Below are 24727 nucleotides of genomic sequence, written 5' to 3'. Positions count from 1 at the left end.
CCGCTCGGGAATGGCCGAGTGTCAGTGCTGATGATGCGTGAGCCGACGATAAAGTCCTGGCGCTCGGCCGAGCAATGGCTGCTCGGCAGCATGGCGCTGGCGTTGGGAGCGGTAGCCGGTATCTGGCTGCTGGTCGGTCCGGTCCCGATGGCCGTCCCTCATTTCGCCGCCCTCGCGCTGCTGATCGCTTCGCTTGCCGCCTCGTTGATCCTGATGGGCCGGGTGGGCCGCACGCGCCGGCAGATGGAAGCGATGCTTCGGGGCCGAATGAGCGCCGAAGCGCACGCGATCGAAACGCTGCGCAACAGCGAGGCGCAATGGAAGGAGGTGTTCGAGCATAACCCGGTGATGTACTTCATGGTCGATGCGACGGGGACCGTGCTGTCCGTCAACACGTTCGGCGCCGCACAGCTTGGCTACTCCGTCAGCGAATTGCTTGGAAAATCCGTGCTGAAGGTCTTTCCTGCCGAAGAGCAACGTGCCGCCCAGAGCAATGTTGCCGTATGCCTAGAGAACATCGGCCAAACCCATAGTTGGGAAATCTGCAAGGTTCGCAAGGACGGTTCGTCGCTCTGGGTTCGTGAAAACGCCAAGGCCGTGCGGCGGCTCGACAATCAACTGATCGTGCTGATCGCATGCGAGGACATCACCGAACGCAAGGAGGCTGAAAATGCCTTGCGGCAGAGTGAAATGTACCTGGCCGAAGCTCAGCGATTAAGCCGCACAGGCAGCTTCGGCTGGCGCGTCGCCAGCGGCGAAATCATCTGGTCGGAAGAAACATTCAGAATGTTCGGCTACGACAAGGACCCCTCCATTAAGCACGCCACGATCTTCCAGCGCGTTCATCCAGACGATCGCGCGCGCGTGGAACAGACCATCGACCGCGCGTCCCGCGACGGAAAGGACTTTGCGCACGGATATCGATTGCTGATGCCCGACGGCTCGGTCAAACATGTCCATGCCACCGCGCATGCCGTAACGGATGCGTCGGGCGAGATGGAATTTGTCGGCGCGGTGACCGATATCACGGCCCGCAAGCGAGCCGAGATGAAATTGCATGAAGCGCAGGCGACCCTCGCGCATGTCACGCGCGTGACCGCGCTTGGCGAACTTGCCGCGTCGATCGCCCATGAGGTGAACCAGCCGCTCGCCGCCGTCGTCACCAATGCGGCGGCATGCCGGCGCTGGCTCGATCGCGATCCTCCCGATCTGAAGGAAGCGCGCGGGACCCTGGAGTCAATCATCAAGGACGGCAATCGGGCCGGCGAAGTGATCCAGCGTGTCCGCGCGCTCGTGAACAAGGCTCCCGATCAGAAAGCGCCCCTCAACATCAACGATGTCATCAATGAGGTCATCAGCCTGGTGCAGCATGAACTGCTCAACCACCGGATATGGCTACGGCTGGAACTCTCCTCCGATCTCCCCCTCGTCGTCGCCGATCGGGTCCAGTTGCAACAAGTGATCCTGAACCTGGTCATCAACGGCATCGAGGCCATGCAACCGGTCATGGACCGGCCGCGGGAACTGATGATTCGGACGTGCCAGGACGAAGCCCGGCAGATCATGGTGACAGTGAAGGATTGCGGCGTCGGGCTCGCCACCGAGAATGCGGATCGGCTGTTCGACGCCTTCTTCACCACCAAATCCGGTGGCATGGGGATGGGCCTGTCGATCTGCCGCTCCATCGTCGACGCTCATGGCGGACGGCTGTCCGCGTCTGGAAATACCGGCCCTGGCGCGACATTCAGCTTCACCCTGCCGCTGGATCAGGAGGATGCACCGTGACCGGGCGCCAGGCATCGCCTTCCCTCGCAGGCGCCGAAGACCCGATCGTCTTCGTCATCGACGACGATGCGTCGGTACGTGAGGCACTGAGCAGTCTCTTCCGGTCAGTGGGGTTGCGCGTCGAGGCGTTCGGTTCGGCTCACGAGTTTCTGCAATGCAAGCTTCCGAATGTCCCCAGTTGCCTGATCCTCGACATCAGGTTGCCCCGCCTGAGCGGTCTCGACTTTCAGGCCGAACTCGCCAAGGCCGACATTCAGATCCCGATCATCTTCATGACGGGTCATGGCGATATTCCGATGACGGTCCGCGCCATGAAGGCCGGGGCCGTCGATTTTCTGACCAAGCCGTTCCGCGATCAGGACATGCTGGATGCCGTAACCGCGGCAATCGAACGCGACCGCAACAGCCGCGATGAAGCGAAGGTTCTCTCAAATCTGCACGAGCTTTTCGCGACCCTCACTCCCCGGGAGCGGCAGGTGATGGCGCTCGTGACGACGGGGCTCATGAACAAGCAGATTGCAGCCGAAATCGGCCTGGCCGAGATCACGGTGAAGATCCATCGCGGGCACATCATGCGGAAAATGGGGGCGAAGTCGCTGCCGGACCTGGTGAGGATGGCCGAGCTGCTCGGGATCGGACCCGCATCCGGTCAGCCGCAAACCTAAGTATGATTTTCCCGCCCTGATTTGCAGCGCACTCTTCCCCTACGCGGCGGCACAGCAGAACACACCCTCTGGTCGTCTCCACAAAGGAATGCCTTGTCCAGCCCGATCATATCAATCATCGACGATGACGGATCGGTTCGCGCCGCGACCCACAATCTCGTGCGGTCGCTCGGCTACGTCGTGAATACATTTGCGTCGGCCGAGGAATTCCTGCGATCGCCGCGCCTGAACGATACGTCATGCGTGATAACGGATATCAGAATGCCCGCCATGAGCGGGCTCGACCTGCAGGCTCATTTGCTCGCCACCGGGTACAGGTTTCCGTTCATCTTCGTCACGGCCTTCTCAGTCGAAAGCGACCGCGACCGCGCCATGAAGGCGGGAGCAACCTGTTTCCTGAGCAAGCCGTTCGATGGGGAAACGCTGATCAAGTGCCTCGAAGCCGCGCTGGCGTCAAACGGCCGGTCCGCAACCGGATAGGCCCGCATGCGAGCCATTCATACGTAAGGATGACCGCGCCAAACATCTAGACGAATTGAAGATAATCCAGCGACGGCGCAAAACTTCGCATGTCCTTCCGAGAAGCGGAGGACGCAAAGCATCACACATTTTAGTTCGGCAAGCGGCAATTCCTCAGAAGGAGGTCGCCATGCGTACAGAACCGCGTTGCTCCGAATGTGACTGCGAAGACCCCAAGATCATTGCTCTGCGAAATCCAGGACGCGAACGCTACTGCGGACGCTTCTGTCTCGACAAAGGTCACGAGAACTTCATTCGTTGGATACGGCGTGCAAATGCGGAGGTCGCGTCATGAGTAATTGTTGCGGAAATCCGGAATGCAAGCGTCCCTTCGGACTGGTCCGGCGTAGCTGGTACTTCCAGCAGTTCTGCTCGACGAGTTGTCGCGACCTCTACAAGCGCCAACTGGAGCGCAACCGAACCTATTGGAAATGGCTCTACCAGGTGCCGGCACCTGCGGGCCGCAGAGATTACTGCTCCAGCCGATAAGCGCGGAGGGACTATGTTGGCCACGGTAAATGCGATGCTGATCGGCGCGCTGCTCGCATGGGGACCCTTGCTGGTCGTATTCCTCTATATCTTGCGGGACATGCGAAACGCTCGCCCTGACCGCGATTGACCCGAATAGCGGATGCCCCCGACGCAGTTTCAACGCGCCCGGCCGATCCGCCTCTCCTGTTCCGGAGCGCTAAATCGCCACGCCCTCGTGCTTGAGCAGCCAGCGCTTGCGCTCCAGCCCGCCGCCATACTTCACCAGCGAGCCGTTGGCGCCGATCAGGCGGTGGCAGGGCAGCACCACGCTGATCGGATTTGAACCGTTGGCGTGGCCGAGGGCGCGAACGGCGCGCGGCATCAGGAGCTTTGCGGCGAGCGCGCCGTAGCTCATCGTCGTCCCGGCCGCGATCTTCGGCAGCGCGTGCCAGACTTTCTGCTGGAACGGCGTGCCGGCGACGCGCCATTCGATCGCGGCGAGGCGGTCGAGGTCGCCCTTGAAATAGCCGGTCAAGGCCGTGCGTAGATCGCGTGGCGCCCGCGCATCGTTCAAATGCACCACGCCATAATGCAGTCGCAGCAATTGCATCATGCGCAGCTCATAGTCTTCCCAATCCAGCGCGCGGAGCAGGCCGTCCGCGTCGGTGACCAACAGCGCGGTCCCGATCGGCGTCGGCAGGCGGTCGAGATTGAAGTGTTCGGGCATCGTCATTCCCTGAAATATCCGCGCAGCGAAAAATATCCGCGGGTCATGGCGCATTTTTCACCCGTGGCGTGCTAGCGTCCACCCGAATTCCGCTGCCGGTTGGGGAACCGCACATGATCTTCATCGCCAACGCTCTGGTCGCGGTGGTCGCCGCGCTGCACGGGTTCTTTCTCGTGCTGGAGATGTTTCTCTGGGACAAGCCGTTGGGCCTGAAGATCTTCCGCAACACCATCGAGAAGGCTGGGGATTCGAAGGTGCTGGCCGCCAATCAGGGCCTGTATAATGGCTTCCTCGCGGCTGGCCTCGTTTGGGGCCTCATTCATCCTAATCCGGCCTTCGCGTTCCAGATCGAGGTGTTCTTCCTGCTCTGCGTGATCGCGGCCGGCGCCTATGGCGCGGCGACCGTCAGCCGCCGGATTCTCTATGTGCAGGCAGCGCCCGCGGTACTCGCCCTGGTCCTGCTCTGGCTGGCGTGAGAGTCTCACCTTTCCGTCACTGCCTTGCGTTGCCAAATCCGTTCCGCCAAACTCCCTGGCAACGATGACGGCTGGCCATCCAGATCGATGACCGGACACGATCATCGGTGAACACAACGGAGGCAGCGATATGAGAAGTGGCATTCTTCATCTGCTTGCAGGCGCGGCGGTTGCGGTCGCGTTGTCGGCGACATCTGCAAGTGCGCAGAAGAAATACGATACCGGCGCCACCGACATCGAGATCAAGATCGGCCAGACCGTTCCGTTCTCGGGCCCTGCATCCGCCTATGCCGGCATCGGCAAGACGCAGGCGGCCTATATGCGGATGATCAACGAGCAGGGCGGCATCAACGGCCGCAAGGTCAACCTGATCCAGTATGACGACGCCTATTCGCCGCCGAAGGCGGTGGAGCAGGTGCGCAAACTCGTCGAAGGCGACGAGGTGCTGCTGACCTTCCAGATCATCGGCACGCCGTCGAACGCCGCCGTGCAGAAATATCTCAACGCCAAGAAAGTGCCGCAGCTATTGGCGGCGACGGGCGCATCGAAATTCACAGACCCGAAGAACTTCCCGTGGACAATGGGCTTCAATCCCAATTATCAGTCCGAGGGGCGCATCTACGGCCAGTACATTCTGAAGAACCATCCCAATGCCAAGATCGGTATCCTCTATCAGAACGACGATCTCGGCCGCGACTACATCACCGGCCTGAAAGAGGCGCTCGGCGGCAAGGCGGCGTCGATGATCGTCGCCGAAGCCTCCTATGAATTGACCGATCCGACCATCGACTCACAGATCGTCAGATTGAAGGCCGCCGGCGCCGACCTGCTCTACGACGCATCGACGCCGAAATTCGCGGCGCAGGCGATCAAGAAGGTTGCCGATCTCGGCTGGAAGCCGGTCCACATCCTCGACATTAATGCGAGCCCGGTGTCGGCAACGCTGAAGCCTGCCGGCCTCGACATCTCCAAGGACATCATCTCGACCAATTACGGCAAGGACCCCGGCGATCCGCAGTGGAAGGACGACGAGGGCATGAAGGCCTATTTTGCCTTCATGGACAAATATTATCCGGAGGGCGACAAGCTCAACACCGTCAACACCTACGGCTATTCGACCGCGGAATTGCTGGTGAAGATCCTCAAGCAATGCGGCGACGATCTCACCCGCGAAAACATCATGAAGCAGGCGGCCAATCTGAAGAACGTCACCGGCAGCCTGTCGCTGCCCGGCATGGTCACCAACACCTCGCCGACCGATTATCGCATCAACAAGCAGATGCAGATGATGAAGTTCAACGGCGAGCGCTGGGAACTGTTCGGTCCCATCATCGAGGATGCCGGCCCGGCCGGTTAGGCTCTGGCTCTTCGTGTCCCGGCTACGCGGTGCACCGTTACACGGAGCACCGCCTCGGGACGCGAGATTCCTGGCCCGAACGATGAGCCTCGTTCCTGCATTAATTCGAGGCAACCGGCGAACTGGATTCTTTTTGTGCAGGCGGAACCTGCGCCTTTTGTCGACTACCGACGTATCTTGCAATGCAATATCGCTTCCGCCACTATCGTGGCAGCGATGGCATCCGCCGGGCTCAAAGCCCCGGGCAAAATCATTAGCTCAATCATAAACACACGAGGAATACAGCAATATGAGGAAGGGTTTTTTCCAACTGGCCACCGGCACGGCGCTCGCTCTTGCGCTGTCGGTCTCTACGGCGTCCGCGCAAAAAAAATACGACACCGGCGCGAGCGACACCGAGATCAAGATCGGCCAGACCAATCCATTTTCGGGACCGGCCTCCGCCTATGCCACCATCGGCAAGACCCAGGCCGCCTATATCAAGATGATCAACGACCAGGGCGGCGTGAACGGCCGCAAGATCAATCTGATCCAGTATGACGACGCCTACTCGCCGCCGAAGGCCGTCGAGCAGGTGCGCAAGCTGGTCGAAAGCGATGAGGTGCTGCTCACCTTCCAACTGCTGGGCACGCCCTCGAATGCAGCCGTGCAGAAATATCTCAACAGCAAGAAGGTGCCGCAGCTGTTCGCCGCGACCGGCGCCTCGAAGTTCACCGATCCGAAGAATTTTCCATGGACGATGGGCTTCAACCCGAACTACTTCGTCGAGGGCCGCATCTACGGCCAGTACATCATCAAGGAATATCCGAACGCCAAGATCGGCGTGCTCTATCAGAACGACGATCTCGGCAAGGATTATTTGAACGGCATCAAGGCCGGCCTCGGCGACAAGGCGGCGAAGATGATCGTGGCGGAAGCCTCCTACGAAGTCTCCGACCCGACCATCGATTCGCAGATCCTCAAGATCAAGGACGCCGGCGCGGACCTGTTCTTCTCGGCGACCACGCCGAAACAGGCGGCGCAGGCGATCAAGAAGATTTATGAGCTCAACTGGAAGCCGGTGCACATCCTCGATATCAACGCCACTTCGGTCGGCGCCGTCATGAAACCGGCGGGGCTCGAAGCCTCCAAGGGCGTGATCAGCGTCAACTATGGCAAGGACCCGCTCGATCCGACCTGGAAGGACGATCCGGGCATGAAGAAGTATTTCGAATTCATGGCGAAGTACTATCCAGACGGCGACAAGGATTCGAGCTTCAACTCCTATGGCTACATGACCACGCAATTGCTGATCCATGTGCTCAAGGCATGTGGCGACAATCTGACCCGCGAGAACGTGCTGAAGCAGGCCACCAGCCTGAAGAACGTTCAGCTCGATCTCCTGCTGCCGGGCATCACCGCCAACACGGCGCCGGACGATTATCGCGTCAACAAGCAGTTGCAGATGATGCGGTTTAACGGCGAGCGTTGGGAAATGTTCGGCCCGATCCTCGAGGACAAGGGTCCCGCGGGCTAGGCTAGCGACCCAATCGAAACGATCGGCGGAAGAAGCGATCGGCGGCCCTTCGGGGCCGCCGATTTTTTTGCCGGTGCTGTAGTGCTGTAGGGTGGGCAAAGCGCAGCGTGCCCACCATCCATCAACGAGTCATGGCGTGGATGGTGGGCACGCTTTGCTTTGCCCACCCTACGGGTCCGGCCCTACTTCGGAATCTCGCCAAACGTCTTGCCTACCGGGAGCACGGCGTGGCGGATCAGGCGGGAATCTTCCACCGCGGCCTGGCGGTGCTTGACCGCCTCGCGGTAAACGGGATCGCGGATCATTTCGGCAAACGCGGCAACACTGGGGTATTCGGCGATGAAGCAATGGTCCCAGCGCTCGTCCTGCGGTCCGATCAGCATCAGCTCGAACCGGCCCTGCCACACGATCCGCCCACCGAGCCGCTCGAACACCGGGCCACTTTCCCGGCCATAGGCGGCATAGGCCTCCGCGCCGGTCGCCTTGCGTCCGTCGGGATAGGCAGCCTGCTCGCGCAGGCGGACCAGGTTGAGCATGTGGATCGGACCCGGCCGGTCGTTGGCCCGAAACTGCGCGAATACTTCTTTCGTCGGATCGATGTGGCCCATGCGGATTTCCCCTGAGAACACGGTCGGTTGCACCGATCCTAATATGGCTCCGCCGCACCTCCTAATCCCGCATTAACCTTTCCGTAACCGACCCTTAAACAGCCACCGCTAGCGTGAAGCAGGACGGGTGTGAACGGCGTTTGCGATGGCGTGGGGACGGAAAAAGAGCGGCGGACGCAAGGAGCCGCTGTTCGGGCTTCCGGCAGCGCTCGCGGACCTGCGTCTGACGCCCGCCGACCGCATTCCGGACGCCACCGACGACGACAAGCCGAAAAAGCCAGTGCCGAAGCGCAAACACGACGAGGACGACGACGAGCCGCCGCGCGAGCGCAAAGCCCGCGCGGCCAAAAGCGGCGCCAAGCGACGCTCGAAACGCCGCTTCAGGTTCGGCCGGCTGGTCTATTGGGGCGCGGTGCTGGGCCTGTGGGCGGCGATCGCCATCATCGGCGTCGTGGTCTGGGTCGGCGCGCATCTGCCGGCGATCCAGTCGCTGGAAATCCCGAAGCGCCCGCCCACGATTCAGATCGTCGGCCTCGACGGCAGCGTGCTGGCCTCGCGGGGTGAAGCCCCCGGCTCCAATGTCGCGCTGAAGGATCTGCCGCCCTATCTGCCGAAGGCGTTCATCGCCATCGAGGACCGCCGCTTCTTTTCGCATTACGGCATCGATCCCGTCGGCATCGCACGCGCGGTCGTGGCCAACGTCATGCACCGCGGCGTCTCGCAGGGCGGCTCGACGCTGACGCAGCAACTCGCCAAGAACCTGTTCCTGACCCAGGAACGAACGATGGCGCGCAAGCTGCAGGAAGTGGAGCTGGCGCTATGGCTGGAGCGCAAGCACTCCAAGAACGAAATTCTCGAACTCTATCTCAACCGCGTCTATTTCGGCTCCGGCGCCTACGGCGTCGAGGCTGCCTCGCAGCGCTATTTCGGCAAGTCGGCGAAGAATGTCACGGTCGCGGAAGCCGCGATGCTGGCTGGCCTCGTCAAATCGCCGTCGCGGCTGGCGCCGAACCGCAACCCCGAAGGCGCGGAAGCGCGCGCCGGCATCGTGCTCGCGGCAATGGCGGACGCCAAATTCATCACCGATGCCCAGGCCAAGGCCTCGATCGGCCATCCCTCCTACAAGGTGAAGCCGGCCGGCGCCGGCACGGTCAATTACGTTGCCGACTGGATCGGCGAGGTACTCGACGATCTCGTCGGCCAGATCGACCAGAGCATCGTGGTCGAAACCACGATCGATCCGAAGCTGCAGAGTGTGGCGGAAGCCTCCATCATCGATGAACTCGCGGCCAAGAGCGTGAAATTCAACGTCACGCAGGGCGCGCTGGTGGCGATGACCCCCGATGGCGCGGTGCGCGCCATGGTCGGCGGGCGGAACTATGCCGAGAGCCAGTATAACCGCGCGGTCACGGCCAAGCGCCAACCCGGCTCGGCGTTCAAGCCGTTCATTTATCTAACCGCGATCGAAGGCGGGCTGACGCCGGAAACGATCCGCCAGGACGCACCGCTCGACCTCAAGGGCTGGCGGCCCGAGAACTACACCCATGAATATTTCGGCGCGGTGACGCTGACGCAGGCGCTTGCGATGTCGCTCAACACGGTCGCGGTGCGGCTCGGTCTCGAAGTCGGGCCGAAGAACGTGGTGCGGACCGCGCACCGGCTCGGCATCTCATCGAAGCTCGACGCCAACCCCTCGATCGCGCTTGGCACCTCGGAAGTCTCGGTCATCGAACTGGTCGCGGCCTATGCGCCGTTCGCCAATGGCGGGCTCGGCATCTCCCCGTATGTGGTGACCAAGATCCGGACCAATGAAGGCAAGCTGCTGTATGCCCGACAGCCTGACCAGCTCGGCCAGGTAATCGAGCCGCGTCATGCCGCGATGATGAATACGATGATGCAGGAAACACTGCTGTCAGGCACCGCGCGCAAGGCCGAGATTCCGGGCTGGATGGCCGCCGGCAAGACCGGCACCAGCCAGGATTTCCGCGACGCCTGGTTCATCGGCTACACGGCGAACCTCGTCACCGGCGTCTGGCTCGGCAATGACGACAACTCGCCGACCAAGAAGGCGACCGGCGGCGGCCTGCCGGTGGAAGTGTGGACCCGCTTCATGCGCACGGCCCATCAGGGCGTGCCGGTGGCAGCTCTGCCGAACGCGCAACGCGGCGGCTTCATGTCGAACCTGTTCCAGACCGCATCGCAGGTCAGCACCGCGCCGCCGCCATCGGCGCCGCAGGGCGGTTCGTACCGGCCGGCGCCGGCACGAACGTCGGCGCCGCCGCCCAACCCGAATGCGCGGCCCGAGGCTGCTGCAGGACTCGATGGCTGGCTGGTGGATCGGTTGTTTGGGCGGTAGCGCACCGTTGCGCCGCGCTTCCCGATGAACGGCGAACGGCTAGCTGGCGAAGACGACCCGCGTTTCCACCGAAACGCGCCGGTACAAATCCTCGACATCGTCGTTCACGAGCCGTATGCATCCGGACGCGACCAGATGGCCGATGGTCTTGGGTGAGTTGGTGCCGTGAATCAGCAGCCCAGGCTTGTCCAGCAACAGCGCGCGTGCTCCCAGCGGACTGCCGGGACGGCCGCCGCGAGCAGCGCGTCGGCGTCCTTCGTGTTCGCGCCCGAAGGCCGCCAGTCAGGCCATTCAAGCTTGTTCATGACGCGAGATAGGCTGCCCCCCTTCAGGCACTCCTGGGCAACTCCGATCCCATAACGGCGTGCGGAATTGTTGGCATCGATCAGATAGAGAAAGCGGTTTTCCCGATCGACCACGATCGAGCCCGGAACGACGGTGGTGCGGTAGAATACCACTTGCCGCTGCAGCGCAAACGGCAGGACTTCGCCCGAAGAGCCGCCATCGACGCCGGGCTTCAAGTCCGCCATCACGACGTCTTCGCGCCCGCGCTGCGCGTTCGGCGATGACGTCTTCACGCTGGCTGCGACGATGGCGGGGCCTTTCGTTGCTACAAAGCCGTAGACCAACGCCGACAGGGCGATGACTGCAGCTACCGCGAAGGCGCCGATAACGAGCGGTTTCCAGTTCCGGTCTGTCAACAACACTTCGTTGATGGCCGCTGCGGAGTTCGCCTCCTCGGCGGCAATGTCATCTTCGATCCGCCGGACGGCGTCTTCGAGCGCTGCGGCATGAGATGAGGCGGCCTCGCGCGTGAGGTGAGATCTCGTGATGAGGCTAAAGGCGTCCTTGTAGATCTGATCACGTGCGACCGCGTCCTTGCCTGCAATCGCTTTCATCAGCAGCGAGTAATAATCCACGGTCATGATCTGACCCCTGAATATCTACCTCACGGGAGGCGCGTATTGAATTCCGCCCTGGGTCCAGAGCGCATTCAGTCCGCGCGGGATGCTGAGCCTGGACTGTGTTCCAACGTTCCGTTCATAGATCTCTCCGTAATTGCCGACCGCGCGGACGGCGCGTGCGGCCCAGTCCTTCGCTAGGCCCAACTGTTCGCCATATTCGCCTTCGGTGCCGACCAGCCGCCTTATATTGGGATTAGGAGATTTCACCGCATCGTCGATCGTCGCCGACTTGACGCCCAGTTCCTCGGCGTTGATCAATAGAGCGTCCACTTGACCAGATTGAACCACTGATCGTCGCCTTGCCGCACCACCGGCCCGAGCGGCTCCTTCGAAATGACTTCCGGCAGGATGATATGGCTGTCAGGTGCTGACAGCTTGAGACGCTCGGCGTAGAGTTGCGAAACGTCGCTAGTCAGCACGTCGCATTTGCGATCGTCATAGGCCTTTAGGCTTTCCTCCGCAGTGCCGAGGGACAGAACCTTCAGTGCCATGTCGTTGGCCCGGAAATAGTCCGTCAAATTCAGTTCGCTGGTGGTGCCGGTCTGGGTGCAAACCGTCTTGCCGCCAAGCTGCAGGGCGGTATCGATCCCGGCATCCCGGCGCAGCAGAAAGCCCTGGCCGTCGTAATAGGCAACGCCGGCGAACATCAGGCCGAGCGAACTTTCCCGTGACATTGTCCACGTCGAGTTGCGCGACAATACGTCGATCTGGTTCGACTGCAGCGCCGCGAAGCGGGTGACCGCATCGAGCGGCACGAACGTCACCTTAGCGGGATCGCCGAAAATCGCCGCCGCCACGGCTCGGCAAATATCGACGTCGAAGCCGGTCCACGCGTTCTTGTCGTCCGCACTGGAAAAACCCAGCAGTCCCTGGCTGACGCCGCAATTGAGCGCGCCGCGCTCCTTGACCGCCTTCAACGTTTGCGCGCCGGCGGGAGGGCCGGCCGCGAGAACGAAGGCCAGAAATGCGAGGAGCGGCAGGATCACAGGCCGTTTCTTGAAATCAGGCATTTGGATCTCGCGAGCGGTGGCGGCTTCGGCGTCCTTCAGCCGAAGGGACGTCCGCAGGCTAACACAACCGGAAGGGTTCCCAATGTCTGGTTGGCCGGTGGATGGGCTGTTTGGAAGTCCCCTGTCGTCCCTGCGAAGGCAGGGACCCATACGCCGCAGCTTATCGATTGAGCGATGGAGCCAGTTGTCTTCGCAACAACTAACGACGGTGGTTATGGGTCCCTGCTTTCGCAGGGACGACATAGTGGCTAATCCTCGACCCCATACCGATGCAGATCGTTGCCGTAGGTATCAAGCCAGCGCTTGGCGCGGTCGACATGGTCGCAGATGCGGCCGACTACCCGCCAGAACCGCGGCGAGTGGTTCATCTCGACGAGATGGGCGACCTCATGGGCGGCCAGGTAGTCCAGCACATAGGGCGGCGCGAGGATCAATCGCCAGGAATAGGACAATGAACCGGCCGAGGTGCACGAACCCCAGCGACTCGACTGATCGCGGATCGACACCCGCCTGACCCTGACGCCGAGTTCCGCCGCATAGGCGAGCGATGCCTTGTTCAGGTCCTTGCGCGCCTCGCGCTTGAGAAAGTCGTGGACGCGCCGGTCCATATGCTCGGAGCCGCCGGCGACGCACAGAATCTTCTCGCCGCTGTCGCGGGTTTCGGTCCACACCGTGCCGCGTTCGCCGGCTCGATGCACCAGGCGATGCGGAACGCCACGCAACGGTACGATCGTGCCGGATTGAAACGGCGCCGCCTTCGGCAATCGGCCGAGACGGGCAGCGATCCAGCCGCCGTGAATCTGCGCGAAGTCTCGCGCTTCAGGGAGTGTGCCGCGCGGCGGCATGGTGAGGATCGCTTCGCGATCCGTCGGATGAATGCGCAAGGTGTAACGCCGCGCGCGGCGGTGCCGGCGCAGCCGAATCGCAAAGACTTGCGAGCCGTGTTTGACCAAAAGGGTCGCGGGTTCGGCGGGCCGCCGATAAAGGAGGGCGCGAGTAGCCATGTCTTGGAGTCCGGGGAGCAGGAGTTCGCCCGGATTCTGCCATATCCGCCGCCAAGGGAATCTCATCTAAATCGCTCGGCGCAAAAACAAATCATTTGCCCAATATACAGGGGCTCGGCGCTAAAAGGCCTCTACAGGATGGGCCTGGAACCTGATTTTTTGGATGGAACCGGGGGTCTAACGGGGGTCCAAAACGGCCTCAAGGAGTGAGTCTGAACTCACCCCTTGATTCGACCGAAATCTGGAATGTTTGAATCTATTCAGCAACTTATCGGCGGCCCGGGAGCGATGCGCCGGGTGCACTATTCGGCCGCACGGACCAGTGTTGGCTTGGTAGTGGCCGCTGACACGTTGGTATTCGCCGCTGACATCATGAAATCGGAGATGCGCGGCACGATTTCGGAACGGAATCGCGATCCGTTGAACACACCATAGTGTCCGACGCCCTTTTGCACGTAGTGCACGCGACGATGATCGGGAATGTGGGGGCACAAAGCGTGTGTCGCTTCGGTCTGACCGAGGCCTGAGATGTCGTCCTTCTCGCCTTCCACCGTCATCAGCGCCACGCGGTGGATCTTCGAGGGATCGACCGGCTTGCCGCGATGGGTCATCTCGCCCTTGGGCAGCGCATGCTTGACGAACACGACGTCGACCGTCTGCAGGTAATACTCCGCCGTGAGATCCATCACCGCGAGGTATTCGTCGTAGAACTCCCGGTGCTTGTCGACCATGTCGCCGTCGCCCTTCACCAGGTTGTTGAACAGTGCCTTGTGCGCGTCGGTGTGGCGGTCGAGATTCATGGTGATGAAGCCGGACAACTGTAAAAAGCCCGGATAGACGTCGCGCATCACGCCGGGATGCGGGAACGGCACTTTGGTGATGACGTGGTTGCGGAACCATTCGATGCCGCGTTCTTCGGCAAGGTTGTTCACCGCGGTCGGGTTGCGGCGGGTATCGATCGGGCCGCCCATCAGGGTCATCGACAACGGCACGAATGGATCGCGTGCGGCTTCCATCACGGAAACCGCCGCCACCACCGGGACCGAGGGCTGGCACACCGCGATCACATGCATGTTGCCGCCGAGCACGTGCAGCATCTCGATGACGTAGTCGACATAGTCGTCGAGATCGAAGCGGCCCTCGGTGAGAGGAACCATGCGCGCATCCGTCCAGTCGGTGATGTAGACTTCATGCGTCGGCAGGAACGCCTCGACCGTGCCGCGCAACAGCGTCGCGTAATGGCCGGACATTGGCGCCACGATCAGCACGCGCGGATGGGGGTTGCGCAACGGCCGCGTCAGCTTGCGATCGAAATGCAGGAGGCGGCAGAACGGCTTTTCCCAGATCGAGCGGACCTCCACCGGCGTGCGGACGCCGTTGACCTCGGTGAAGTCGAGGCCCCATTCGGGCTTGCCGTAACGGCGGGTGGTGCGCTCGAACAATTCGCAGGCGGCGGCGATCGACTTGCCGATTTCGGTATGCGACCAGGGATTAAGCGGGTTTTGAAACAGGATCTTGGTGGCGTCGGTCACCGCACGTGCCGGATTGAGCGACGCGTGGCCCATTTCGTACATCCAGTACATCGGCGTCGTGAACGCCGGACTGCCTTCGGCCACCAGCGGCGGTGCGCCGCCAAACTCACCAATCGGCATCTATTCTAACCTCTGTTTTGCGTCGCAGCATGCTGCCAAATGCGAAATTAAGCGTCAATGCAGCGATAAGTATATCTACGTACTACACAGGCCAAAAAGCCGCGGAATCCACCGGAATAGTGACTTATTCGCCACCCCCGAGCAGCGATCCTACCCGTTTGGCGCTGCGCAAAAGGGCAAGAAAGATCGCAAAGGAGGCAATCAACAACACCACGTTGATGGCCAGCGACCAGACCATCAGATCGCTCCTGAAAGTTTGATTAATGAGAAGTGCGCGCATGCCCTCGAACACATAGGTCGGCGGCAGCGTCCAGGCGATCCATTGCAGCCAGCCGGGCAGCACCGAGACCGGATAATAGACGCAGGCGAGCGGCATCAGGCCGAACATCAGCGTCCAGACGATGCTCTCGGCCCCGAGCCCGTTGCGCAGCACAAGGCCCGAGACGAAAATCCCGATCGACCAGCTCGTGAAGATCAAGTTGCAGAAGAACGCGATCAGCGGCAGCCCGATCGCGAAGAAATTGAAGTCGAAGAAGAACAACGCCAGCAGCGTCATCGGGATGACGCCGATCGCAAGCCGGATCAGGCTCATGATCATCAGCGAGATCAGAAACTCGATCGGCTTCAACGGGCTCATCATCAGGTTGCCGAGGTTGCGCGCCCACATCTCCTCGAGAAACGAGATCGAAAAACCGAGCTGGCCTCGGAACAGGATATCCCACAGGATCACCGCGCCGATCAGCGTGCCGCCGGCGCGGGCAAAGAAATTGTCGTTCTGCGCGATGTAGTTCTGCAGAAAGCCCCAGGTGATGATCTGCAGCGCCGGCCAATAGATCAGCTCCAGGAGCCGCGGCCAGGACGACATCAGGAGATACCAATAACGCAGCACCATCGCCTGGATACGGTGCCAGGAAATGGCGCGATGGGCTGTGATCTCGCTCACGATGACGTCACCTTCGCCGCCCGGCCACGCGCGACGTCAAGAAACACGTCTTCCAGCGTGGTGCGGTTGTAGCGCGCCATGATCTGGTCGGGGCTGTCGTCATCCTCGATACGGCCGCGCTTCATGATGATGACGCGGTCGCACAGCCGCTCCACTTCCAGCATGTTGTGCGACGCCAGCAGGATGGTGGCGTCATGGCTCCGGCGATAGTTCTGCAAGTGCTGCCGCACCCAGTCGGCGGTATCGGGATCGAGCGAGGCGGTCGGCTCGTCGAGCAGCAGCAGCTCGGGCTGGTTGATCAGCGCCTTTGCCAGCGCGACGCGGGTCTTCTGCCCGGCCGACAGCTTTCCATTGGCGCGATCGAGGAAATCCTTCAGGTCCAGGTCGGTAGCGAGCTGTTCGATGCGCTCAGCGAGATCCTTCACCGCATAGAGCCGGCCGAAGATGGTGAGGTTCTGCCGCACCGTGAGCCGCATCGGCATATCGACATAAGGGCTCTCGAAATTCATCCGGCCGAGCACCTCGGCGCTTTGCTCCGGCATCGCGTGTCCCAGCACCTGCACGTGCCCCGAGGTCGGCAGCACTAGCCCCATGATCATCGCGATCGTCGTGGTCTTGCCGGCGCCGTTGCCGCCGAGCAGCCCGGTGACGCTGCCGCGCGCGATCCGGAACGAGATGTCATCCACCGCCCGGGTGGTCTTGTAGAGTTTTATGAGATGCGCGACCTCGATCGCCACAGGACCTTGCGGCCCGGCCGCGGGCGATGGCGCTGGCACTGTCTCGCTATCGACCATTTCGGGGACGTTCATTGGGCCATTGCGGGGATGAGCGCAAGTGAGGCTCGTCATATAACGTCGTCATGCCCGGGCATAGTAGTCTGCCTGGCGCAGACTACGTAAACTTGCCTGCGCTCCCGGGCATCCACGTCTTCTCGATGCCGCCGCAAGAAAGACGTGGATGGCCGGGACATAGGCGAGCGGTAGCGACGCCGTCCTTCGGACGGCTATGCCCGGCCATGACAGAAAGAATGCGTCGAACGGGGCAATTTGTGATCGCTGCCCCGCACGGCTAAACTCCCGCCATGTCCGACGTTGCAGCCTCCGACTTCCGCCTGCCGCACCGCTATGTCCGTCTCGATACGATCCTCCGGCTGCGCTGGCTGGCGGCGCTCGGCCAGCTCACCGCGATCTTCATCGTGGCGCATGGGCTGGAGTTCGACTTTCCCGTCATTGCCTGTGTCGCCGTCGTCGCGGTCTCCGCACTGCTAAATCTCGCGCTGCAGGTGGCCTTCAACCCGATGCAGCGGCTGGAACCGCTCCATGCGGCGGCGCTGCTCGCGCTCAATATCGTCGAACTGGCTGCACTCCTGTTCCTGACCGGAGGCTTGCAGAATCCGTTTTCATTCCTGTTCCTCGCGCCGGTTCTGATCTCGGCGACGGTGCTGCCGATCCGGCTGACGATCGGGCTCGGCCTGCTCGCGGTCGCCTGTGCCTCGGCGCTGGTGTTCTTCCATTTGCCGCTACCCTGGGACAGTGACGACCCGCTGGTGCTGCCGCCGATCTACCTGTTCGGCGTCTGGCTTTCGATCGTGCTCGCGATCGGCGTCACCTCGCTCTATGCATTCCAGGCGGCCGAGGAGGCACGAAAGCTTTCTGACGCGCTGGCCGCGACCGAACTGGTGCTGACGCGCGAGCAGCATCTGACCCAGCTGGACGGGCTTGCGGCTGCCGCCGCGCATGAACTCGGCACGCCCTTGTCGACGATCTTCCTGATTTCGCGGGAGCTGGAAAAGACCATCGAGGGCAACGGTCAGCTCGCCTCCGACCTCAAGACTTTGCGCGAGCAGGCGCAGCGCTGCCGCGACATCCTGGCCAAGATCACCCAGCTCTCCTCCTCCGGCGCGCCGTTTGACCTGATGCCGATATCGACGCTGATCGAGGAAGCGGTGGCGCCACACCGGGATTTCGGCGTCGCGATCAAGGTGCGGCTTGCTGTCGCAGCCACGCGCGAGCCGGTCGGCGCGCGGAACCCGGCAATCCTCTACGGCGTCGGCAACATCCTGGAGAATGCCGTCGATTTCGCCCGGACGACGGTAGAGGTTAACGCCTGGTGGAACGCCGATACGGTCGAAATCGTCATTTCCGACGACGGGCCGGGCATCGCCCCCGACATGCTGAAAAGGATCGGAGAACCCTATTTGTCCCGGCGCCGTAGCGCCGATGAGGCCCATCGCGAACGTGCCGGCCTCGGGCTTGGCATTTTCATCGCTCGAACGCTGCTGGAACGCACCGGCGCCAAGGTATCCTTCTCCAACCGGACCTTTCCCGATCACGGCGCCGTGGTGCAGATCGCATGGCCGCGCGCCCGTTTCGAGGCCGCGGAAACTACCGAATCCGCTGCCGGATCAGAGAATTAGGATTCCGTTTGGGATTGAGAAAACCGGCGCCGCGCGACCTTTGGAGCCCTTGGCAGTGCTGAATCGTCGCGCCATATGCTCTATATAGTGCTCTGAATCCGCAACCGGGAAACCTTGCCTTGAACGCCATCGCCGAACTGAACGATCTCGCCGACCGCTCGCTGTTGATCGTCGAGGATGACAAGCCGTTTCTGGAGCGCCTGTCGCGCGCGATGGAGACCCGCGGCTTCGCGGTGACATCTTGCGACACCGTGTCCGACGGACTGGCGCAGATCAACAAGGCCGCGCCGGCTTTTGCGGTCGTGGACTTGCGGCTCGGCGACGGCAACGGGCTCGACGTGGTATCGGCGCTGAAGCGCAAGCGTCCCGACGCGCGCACCATCGTGCTGACCGGCTACGGCAACATCGCAACCGCCGTCACGGCGGTGAAGATGGGCGCGGTGGATTATCTCTCCAAGCCCGCCGATGCCGACGACGTCGTCGCCGCGCTTCTTGCGAGCGGCACCGAGAAATCCGAACTGCCGTCGAACCCGATGTCGGCGGATCGCGTGCGCTGGGAGCACATCCAGCGCATCTATGAGATGTGCAATCGCAACGTCTCCGAAACCGCGCGGCGCCTCAACATGCACCGCCGCACCCTGCAGCGGATTCTCGCGAAGCGCGCGCCGCGCTGACTTCCCGATCTTGTAGCCCGGATGAGCGCAGCGACATCCGGGATTTCATTAGCACCGGCCCCGGATGTCGCTTCGCTCATCCAGGCTACGATATCTGCTCTCCGATTGCATCACCGGTAACGGTTGCTCCTAAGCGGATCAGATTTTTTCGCTTGCCGCGGGGTGCAACAGCCTCGACTGTATTCCGGCTGGGCCAATCGCAGTCGCAGCCCAAGCTAGCGAGCCCGCCCGCGCTTGGAGTGACCGGCCATGAAGCATTGGATGCGCTGGCTGCCAGGTCTCGACACCCTCCGCCGATATGAAGCGGCGTGGCTCAGGCACGATATACTTGCCGGGCTCGTGCTGGCAGCCATGCTGGTCCCGGTTGGCATCGCCTACGCGGAGGCCTCGGGCTTGCCCGGCATCTACGGTCTGTACGCGACGATCATACCGCTCATTGTCTACGCATTATTCGGCCCAAGCCGCATCCTTGTCCTGGGACCGGACTCGGCACTTGCAGCTATTATCCTTGGCGTTCTCGTTCCGTTGTCGGGTGGCGATCCCCTCCGCGCCGCAACCTTGGCCGCCATGATGGCAATCGTTTCCGGAACGATATGCATTCTGGCTGGCGTCGCGCGTCTGGGCTTTGTGACCGAGCTGCTTTCGAAGCCGATACGCTACGGCTACATGAACGGAATTGCGCTGACCGTATTGATCAGCCAACTGCCGAAGCTCTTCGGCTTCTCGATCGAGAGCGACGGACCTTTGCGGAGCCTATGGGCGACCGCCCGCGCCGTCTTTGACGGAAAGACCAACTGGGCCGCCGCCGGGATTGGGCTCGGCACGTTGGCGGTCATCCTGCTGCTTCAGAGATACAAGCGACTGCCAGTCGTCCTGATTGCAGTCGTCGGGGCAACAGCCGTTGTCGCTGCGCTGGATCTTGCGACGCGTTACGACGTGACGGTCCTGGGCCCCCTTGCGCTGGGGCTGCCCGGCTTCGCCGTTCCCTGGATCGGCCCCGCCGACGTCATCCCGGTGCTGATCGGCGGTTGCGCAGTCGCCATGGTTTCCTTTGCTGACACCAGCGTGCTCTCGCGGTCATATGCCGCACGATTGGGCGATCGGGTCGACCCCAACCAGGAAATGGTGGCGCTCGGCGCCGCCAATCTGGCAACCGGACTTTTCCAGGGTTTTCCGATCAGCAGCAGCAGTTCGCGTACGCCTGTTGCCGAAGCCGCCGGCGCCCGCACCCAACTGACCAGTGTCGTTGGTGCGCTCGCCATCGCCTTCCTTCTGCTGGTGACGCCGAACCTCCTTCAACATTTGCCCAACGCGGCATTGGCCGCCGTCGTCATCGCAGCAGCGATCAGCTTGATTGAGATCACCGATCTCAAGCGCATCTACAGCATTCAGCGGTGGGAGTTCTGGCTTTCGATCGTCTGCTTTGTCGGCGTCGCTGTGCTCGGCGTGATTCCGGGAATAGGTCTGGCAATCGCCATCGCCATTGCCGAGTTTCTATGGGACGGGTGGCGTCCCCACTCCGCCGTGTTGGGCCGCGCCGACGGCGTGAAAGGTTATCACGACATCACGAGATATCCGGATGCACGCCAGATTCCCGGGCTGGTCCTGTTCCGGTGGGATGCGCCCCTGTTCTTCGCCAATGCCGAATTTTTCAAGGAGCGCGCGCTGGATGCGGTGGCGAAGTCGCCGACATCAGTACGTTGGCTGGTCGTTGCGGCGGAGCCGGTCACCAGCGTGGACGTCACTGCCGGTGATACGCTCGCTGAACTGGACGAGGCGTTGCACGCACAGGGAATTGAGCTTTGTTTTGCCGAACTCAAGGATCCCGTGAAGGACAAGCTGAGAAAATTCGGTTTGTTGGCGCAGCTTGGCGAGAATTGCTTTTTCCTCACCGTCGGCGCAGCCGTTTCCAGCTACCTGGAAGTCCATGACGTAGAGTGGGAGGACTGGGAGGACCAAGCCACCCGGTAGGCGGCTTGAAGCGGCCCGCCTGCTTCGCCGGCTAAAACTCGCTATGCCCCTGCGGATCGACCAGGCGGTTGATGCGCTGCGCGGCGGCCATTGCAAACCGCACCGTCATCGATTTGCGCGTGGCCGCCGGCAGCCGATGCTCCGGCGCTTCGCAATGCAGATGGGCGCCATAGGCATCGGCGATGATCAGGCCGGTATCTTCAGGAAATATCTCGCATGGCAGATCCTGCGTGAAGGCGAAGAACAGCCGGTCGCAATGCATCCGGTAGTCCTGCCATTTCTGGTCGGCGCGCAGATCCTCCACCGACGACTTGATCTCGACGATCCAGATTTCGCCGCGCTCGTTCAGCGCCACCAGGTCGGCGCGCCGGCCCGACGGCAGCGGCAGCTCGCTGACGCAGGAAAATCCCAGCGACCGTAACAGCCGCGCGGTGCCGCGTGCGATCGCCAGCGCCGTCTCCGACTGGCGGCGATCGGGCGCGGGCACGAGACTGATGTGGCGGGCGGGTGATGATTCCATGACGCTCGAACCATAACCGATTTCGGACCGTCCAACAGTCGGACCAGCGCACCGTCAGCCGCAATTTCGACCCCGGCCCGCCTTGTTTTCGGCCACAGCCCACCGCGAGGCGGTGGAACTTGGGTTCCGAGAGGACGAAACATCTGGAGGAGATCCATGAAGTCACGCAACACCCTTCGCTCGCTCGCATTCGCTCTCGCCACCCTCCCTCTCTCCGCCGGCCTGTCACAGGCCATCGCCAAGCCCGCCGTCGAAGTCGCCTTCGTGCTCGATACCACCGGCTCGATGGGCGGTCTGATCGAAGGCGCCAAGCGCAAGATCTGGTCCATTGCCACAGCCATCGTCGATTCCAATCCCGACGCCGACATCCGCATGGGCCTCGTCGCCTATCGCGACATCGGCGACGACTACGTCACCAGGAAGATCGACCTCACCACCGACATCCAGGATCTCTACGCCCATCTCCTGGAGTTGAAGGCGCGCGGCGGCGGCGACTGGCCGGAGAGTGTCAACGAGGCGCTCGACGTTGCCGTCAACAAGCTGCAATGGACCAGCGGCGGCGATGTCAGGCGGATCGTATTCCTGGTCGGCGACGCGCCGCCGCACATGGATTATGCGCAGGACACCAAGTATCCGGTCACGCTCTCCGTGGCGAAGCAGAGGGACATCATCGTCAACGCGGTGCTGGCCGGCAACGCCCAGGACACCGCGCGGATCTGGCGCGATATCGCCCAGAACGGCAACGGCCGCTTCATTCCGATCCCGCAGGACGGCGGCGAAGTGGTGCTGATCGAGACGCCGTTCGACGAGGAGATCATCATCCTGCAGCGCGAGATCAACGGCACCGTGATCCCCTACGGACCGAAACACCTGCAGAAACGCACCGAGGGCAAGACCAAGCAATTGTCCGACGTCGCCGCCGCAGCGCCCGCGCAGGCCTCGGAAATGGCAAGCTATCTCAACAAGCGCTCGAAGGTGACGTCCGAAGCCGTCACCGGCAACGGCGATCTCGTCGCCGATGTCACGGCCGGCCGCAGCAGCATCTCCGCAATCAAGGAGGAAGAGCTGCCCGACAATCTGCGCGCGCTGAAGCCCGAACAGCGCATGGACGAAGTCAACAAGCAGATGACCCAGCGCAAGGCACTCAACGAGAAGCTTTCGGCGCTGGTCGCCAAGCGTGACAAGTATGTTGCCGACCAGCGCGCCAAGGCGGCGCCGAAAACATCCTCGTTCGACCGCGTCGTCGAGGATACGCTGAAGGCGCAGATCAAGCGGTGAGGTAATAACCCGTCATTCCGGGGCGATGCGAAGCATCGAACCCGGAATCTCGAGATTCCGGGTTCGGCTCTCCGAGCCGCCCCGGAATGACCGCCCTCACTCAGGTGTGTCGGCCCATGGCGAGCTGATAGATCGTCACCAGAACTTCGAACAGAATCAGAAGCACGATAATCACCTCGAGCCGCAGCGAGCGCCGCGTATCGATGATATCGGTCAACACCTGCGCACTCTCGGCGATCACGGCGAGCTTGCCGTTCAGCGATTCCGCGCGCTCCTTGAGTTCGTACTCGTCCTCCAGCCGGGCATACAGCCGTTCCAGATGCGGCTTGTCCCAGAGCACGTCGGGCTTCTCTTCCACTTCGACCGGCCCCGACACCCGGTGCCGCACCAGAAGCGCGCTTCCAATATTTTGCAGGATCGAGCGACGGCTGCCGCGCATGCGCCCGCTCCGCGCCAGTTCCCGCGCGAACGGTTCGGTCGTGTCAAAGACGCTGGCGACTTCGCGTTCGTGCCGCGCCAGAACGACACTCTTCGCCAACGCCTCGCCGATCAGGATAAGCCTGTCGGGCGAAAGGCTCTGCAGGCAGATCGGGCCGCCGGGCGGGATCTGGTCTTCCTTTTCCGGAGCCAGCTCGATGATGGCGATTTCCTCGTCGCGTCGCGCGAGCTTGCCCGTCATCCGATGTTCCAGGCCGCGTAGGAACTCCTCCTCTTCCAGCGCATTCAGCCCGATCAGGACCACCACGCCATAGCGGAACAGGATAGCGACGCCATTCGCATTGACGCGAAACGCAAGCGGTATGGTGGCAAGGACATCGCCGCGCTCGAGGCCCGACATATTCAGCCGCTCGCTGACGAAGAAGGCGCGGGCAGTGATACGGGGCCCGACCAGCGGCGACGCAGAAGCCTGGCTCATGGAAGTCCCAACTGCCGAAACCACGATGCCCCCCGGAACTGGCCGGCGGCGGCGCTATCCGGCACCGCACGCCGAGCCTTCAAACCACACACAACCTATCACGGAGCCGTGTGCATCACACGCCGGTAACACGATGATTACAAACCCGTGTTGACCACCTTCCCGGGATGAATATGGTGCCCCCATGGACAACAAAACCGATACCCAGGCCGAAACCCAGGCGAAGGCCGGCGCGATGATCGTGCCGGTGACGCTGTTCGAGCAGAATTGCACCATCATCTGGCACGAGCCTTCCAAGAAGGCTGTGGTGATCGATCCCGGTGGGGACGTTCCGAGGATTCTGGAGGCGATCAAGCAGACCGGCGTCACGGTCGAGAAGATATGGCTGACGCACGGCCATATCGACCATGTCGGCGGCGCCGCCGAATTGCGCGACGCGCTGCAGGTGAAGATCGAAGGCCCGCATATCGCCGACAAATTCCTGCTCGACAACGTCGTCTCGAGCGGCGAGCGCTTCGGCATGACCGGGGTGCGCAATTTCGGGCCCGACCGCTGGCTCGACGAAGGCGATCAGGTCTCGATCGGCGACCTCACCTTCGACATCCTGCACTGCCCCGGCCACTCACCGGGCAGCGTGGTGTTCTTCAACAAGGAATTGCGCTTCGCCCATGTCGGCGACGTCCTGTTCAACGGCTCGGTCGGGCGAACCGACCTGCCCGGCGGCAGCCACGCCACGCTGATCAATTCGATCAAGGAAAAGCTGCTGCCGCTCGGCGACGACGTCGGCTTCATCTGCGGCCATGGCGCCGGCTCCAGCCTCGGCCAGGAGCGGCTGACCAATCCGTTCCTCACCGGCGAGATGTGAGCCGAATTGACGACCTGATGCGGTAGCGCGCGG

Annotated in this window: 21 protein-coding genes and 2 pseudogenes; 12 read left to right on the top strand and 11 right to left on the bottom strand. The window is 62.2% G+C overall.

The window, feature by feature from the left end:
* Window positions 1-18: 18 nt before the first annotated feature.
* From LMTR21_RS01465 to LMTR21_RS01455, 3 genes are all read left to right on the top strand, one after another.
* On the top strand, window positions 19-1785 hold the full coding sequence (locus LMTR21_RS01465; protein WP_347339160.1) for a PAS domain-containing sensor histidine kinase: 1767 nt from the start codon (window positions 19-21) through the stop codon (window positions 1783-1785).
* Complete coding sequence (locus LMTR21_RS01460; protein WP_065750469.1) at window positions 1782-2450, top strand: response regulator transcription factor; 669 nt, start codon at window positions 1782-1784, stop codon at window positions 2448-2450. Before LMTR21_RS01465 ends, LMTR21_RS01460 begins: the two co-directional genes overlap by 4 nt.
* A 93-nt stretch (window positions 2451-2543) precedes the next feature.
* A complete protein-coding gene (locus LMTR21_RS01455) occupies window positions 2544-2930 on the top strand; it encodes a response regulator transcription factor (RefSeq protein WP_246175002.1) in 387 nt (128 codons plus the stop codon).
* Window positions 2931-3657: 727 nt separating this feature from the next.
* Here LMTR21_RS01455 and LMTR21_RS01450 read toward each other — a convergent pair.
* Window positions 3658-4173, bottom strand: a complete 516-nt coding sequence (locus tag LMTR21_RS01450) for a methylated-DNA--[protein]-cysteine S-methyltransferase (RefSeq protein ID WP_065750558.1) — start codon at window positions 4171-4173, stop codon at window positions 3658-3660.
* Window positions 4174-4280: 107 nt separating this feature from the next.
* On the opposite strand from LMTR21_RS01450, the gene LMTR21_RS01445 reads away from it, so the two are divergent.
* From LMTR21_RS01445 to LMTR21_RS01435, 3 genes are all read left to right on the top strand, one after another.
* Window positions 4281-4643, top strand: a complete 363-nt coding sequence (locus tag LMTR21_RS01445; protein ID WP_141688060.1) for a DUF1304 domain-containing protein — start codon at window positions 4281-4283, stop codon at window positions 4641-4643.
* A gap of 130 nt (window positions 4644-4773) precedes the next feature.
* Window positions 4774-6000 carry an ABC transporter substrate-binding protein gene (locus tag LMTR21_RS01440; RefSeq protein ID WP_065750467.1) on the top strand — a complete coding sequence of 409 codons (1227 nt, stop codon included), beginning with the start codon at window positions 4774-4776 and terminating at the stop codon, window positions 5998-6000.
* Between the two features lie 289 nt (window positions 6001-6289).
* On the top strand, window positions 6290-7516 hold the full coding sequence (locus LMTR21_RS01435) for an ABC transporter substrate-binding protein (protein WP_065750466.1): 1227 nt from the start codon (window positions 6290-6292) through the stop codon (window positions 7514-7516).
* Window positions 7517-7698: 182 nt separating this feature from the next.
* Here LMTR21_RS01435 and LMTR21_RS01430 read toward each other — a convergent pair whose 3' ends face one another.
* Window positions 7699-8124 (bottom strand): DUF1330 domain-containing protein, encoded by a 426-nt coding sequence (locus LMTR21_RS01430; RefSeq protein ID WP_057862782.1) that lies wholly within the window; start codon window positions 8122-8124, stop codon window positions 7699-7701.
* 145 nt (window positions 8125-8269) lie between these two features.
* Between LMTR21_RS01430 and LMTR21_RS01425 the strand changes: the two genes are divergently transcribed.
* Entirely contained in the window at window positions 8270-10480 is a 2211-nt protein-coding gene (locus LMTR21_RS01425; protein WP_065750465.1) for a transglycosylase domain-containing protein, read from the top strand.
* Between the two features lie 39 nt (window positions 10481-10519).
* Here the strand turns inward: LMTR21_RS01425 and LMTR21_RS39860 are convergent, their stop codons facing one another.
* From LMTR21_RS39860 to LMTR21_RS01390, 7 genes and pseudogenes are all read right to left on the bottom strand, one after another.
* The gene (locus LMTR21_RS39860; protein WP_187399293.1) at window positions 10520-10675 is read right to left on the bottom strand and encodes a L,D-transpeptidase; all 156 of its coding nucleotides are present in this window, start codon (window positions 10673-10675) and stop codon (window positions 10520-10522) included.
* Window positions 10651-11406 carry a L,D-transpeptidase family protein gene (locus LMTR21_RS01415; RefSeq protein ID WP_084030376.1) on the bottom strand — a complete coding sequence of 252 codons (756 nt, stop codon included), beginning with the start codon at window positions 11404-11406 and terminating at the stop codon, window positions 10651-10653. The genes LMTR21_RS39860 and LMTR21_RS01415 overlap by 25 nt, the downstream gene beginning before the upstream one ends.
* Window positions 11407-11424: 18 nt before the next feature.
* A pseudogene (locus LMTR21_RS01410) lies at window positions 11425-12455 on the bottom strand (amino acid ABC transporter substrate-binding protein).
* Window positions 12456-12703: 248 nt separating this feature from the next.
* Window positions 12704-13554: pseudogene (locus LMTR21_RS01405) on the bottom strand (M48 family metallopeptidase).
* Between the two features lie 207 nt (window positions 13555-13761).
* A complete protein-coding gene (locus LMTR21_RS01400) occupies window positions 13762-15111 on the bottom strand; it encodes a polyhydroxyalkanoate depolymerase (protein ID WP_065750463.1) in 1350 nt (449 codons plus the stop codon).
* Window positions 15112-15235: 124 nt separating this feature from the next.
* Window positions 15236-16003, bottom strand: coding sequence for an ABC transporter permease (locus LMTR21_RS01395; RefSeq protein ID WP_430642616.1), 768 nt, complete (start codon window positions 16001-16003; stop codon window positions 15236-15238).
* Window positions 16004-16050: 47 nt separating this feature from the next.
* Window positions 16051-16848: an ABC transporter ATP-binding protein gene (locus tag LMTR21_RS01390; protein ID WP_065750557.1), complete on the bottom strand. Its 798-nt coding sequence runs from the start codon at window positions 16846-16848 to the stop codon at window positions 16051-16053.
* A gap of 287 nt (window positions 16849-17135) precedes the next feature.
* Here LMTR21_RS01390 and LMTR21_RS01385 point away from each other — a divergent pair, with 287 nt between their 5' ends.
* From LMTR21_RS01385 to LMTR21_RS01375, 3 genes are all read left to right on the top strand, one after another.
* Complete coding sequence (locus LMTR21_RS01385) at window positions 17136-18470, top strand: ActS/PrrB/RegB family redox-sensitive histidine kinase (protein ID WP_065750461.1); 1335 nt, start codon at window positions 17136-17138, stop codon at window positions 18468-18470.
* A gap of 119 nt (window positions 18471-18589) precedes the next feature.
* A complete protein-coding gene (locus LMTR21_RS01380) occupies window positions 18590-19144 on the top strand; it encodes an ActR/PrrA/RegA family redox response regulator transcription factor (protein ID WP_057852373.1) in 555 nt (184 codons plus the stop codon).
* Between the two features lie 249 nt (window positions 19145-19393).
* Window positions 19394-21115 carry a SulP family inorganic anion transporter gene (locus tag LMTR21_RS01375; RefSeq protein ID WP_065750460.1) on the top strand — a complete coding sequence of 574 codons (1722 nt, stop codon included), beginning with the start codon at window positions 19394-19396 and terminating at the stop codon, window positions 21113-21115.
* Window positions 21116-21146: 31 nt separating this feature from the next.
* Here LMTR21_RS01375 and LMTR21_RS01370 read toward each other — a convergent pair whose 3' ends face one another.
* Window positions 21147-21635 (bottom strand): MmcB family DNA repair protein, encoded by a 489-nt coding sequence (locus LMTR21_RS01370; protein WP_065750459.1) that lies wholly within the window; start codon window positions 21633-21635, stop codon window positions 21147-21149.
* 156 nt (window positions 21636-21791) lie between these two features.
* Between LMTR21_RS01370 and LMTR21_RS01365 the strand changes: the two genes are divergently transcribed.
* A complete protein-coding gene (locus LMTR21_RS01365) occupies window positions 21792-22913 on the top strand; it encodes a vWA domain-containing protein (RefSeq protein WP_065750458.1) in 1122 nt (373 codons plus the stop codon).
* A gap of 100 nt (window positions 22914-23013) precedes the next feature.
* Here the strand turns inward: LMTR21_RS01365 and LMTR21_RS01360 are convergent, their stop codons facing one another.
* Window positions 23014-23829, bottom strand: a complete 816-nt coding sequence (locus tag LMTR21_RS01360; RefSeq protein WP_065750457.1) for an RMD1 family protein — start codon at window positions 23827-23829, stop codon at window positions 23014-23016.
* Window positions 23830-24013: 184 nt separating this feature from the next.
* Between LMTR21_RS01360 and LMTR21_RS01355 the strand changes: the two genes are divergently transcribed.
* On the top strand, window positions 24014-24694 hold the full coding sequence (locus LMTR21_RS01355; protein WP_065750456.1) for an MBL fold metallo-hydrolase: 681 nt from the start codon (window positions 24014-24016) through the stop codon (window positions 24692-24694).
* Window positions 24695-24727: the final 33 nt, after the last annotated feature.

It is taken from the genome of Bradyrhizobium paxllaeri (assembly GCF_001693515.2).
Taxonomy (GTDB): Bacteria; Pseudomonadota; Alphaproteobacteria; order Rhizobiales; family Xanthobacteraceae; genus Bradyrhizobium; species Bradyrhizobium paxllaeri.
The sequence above is the reverse complement of the archived record's forward strand: the minus strand, read 5'-3'. Positions and strand labels throughout refer to the sequence as shown.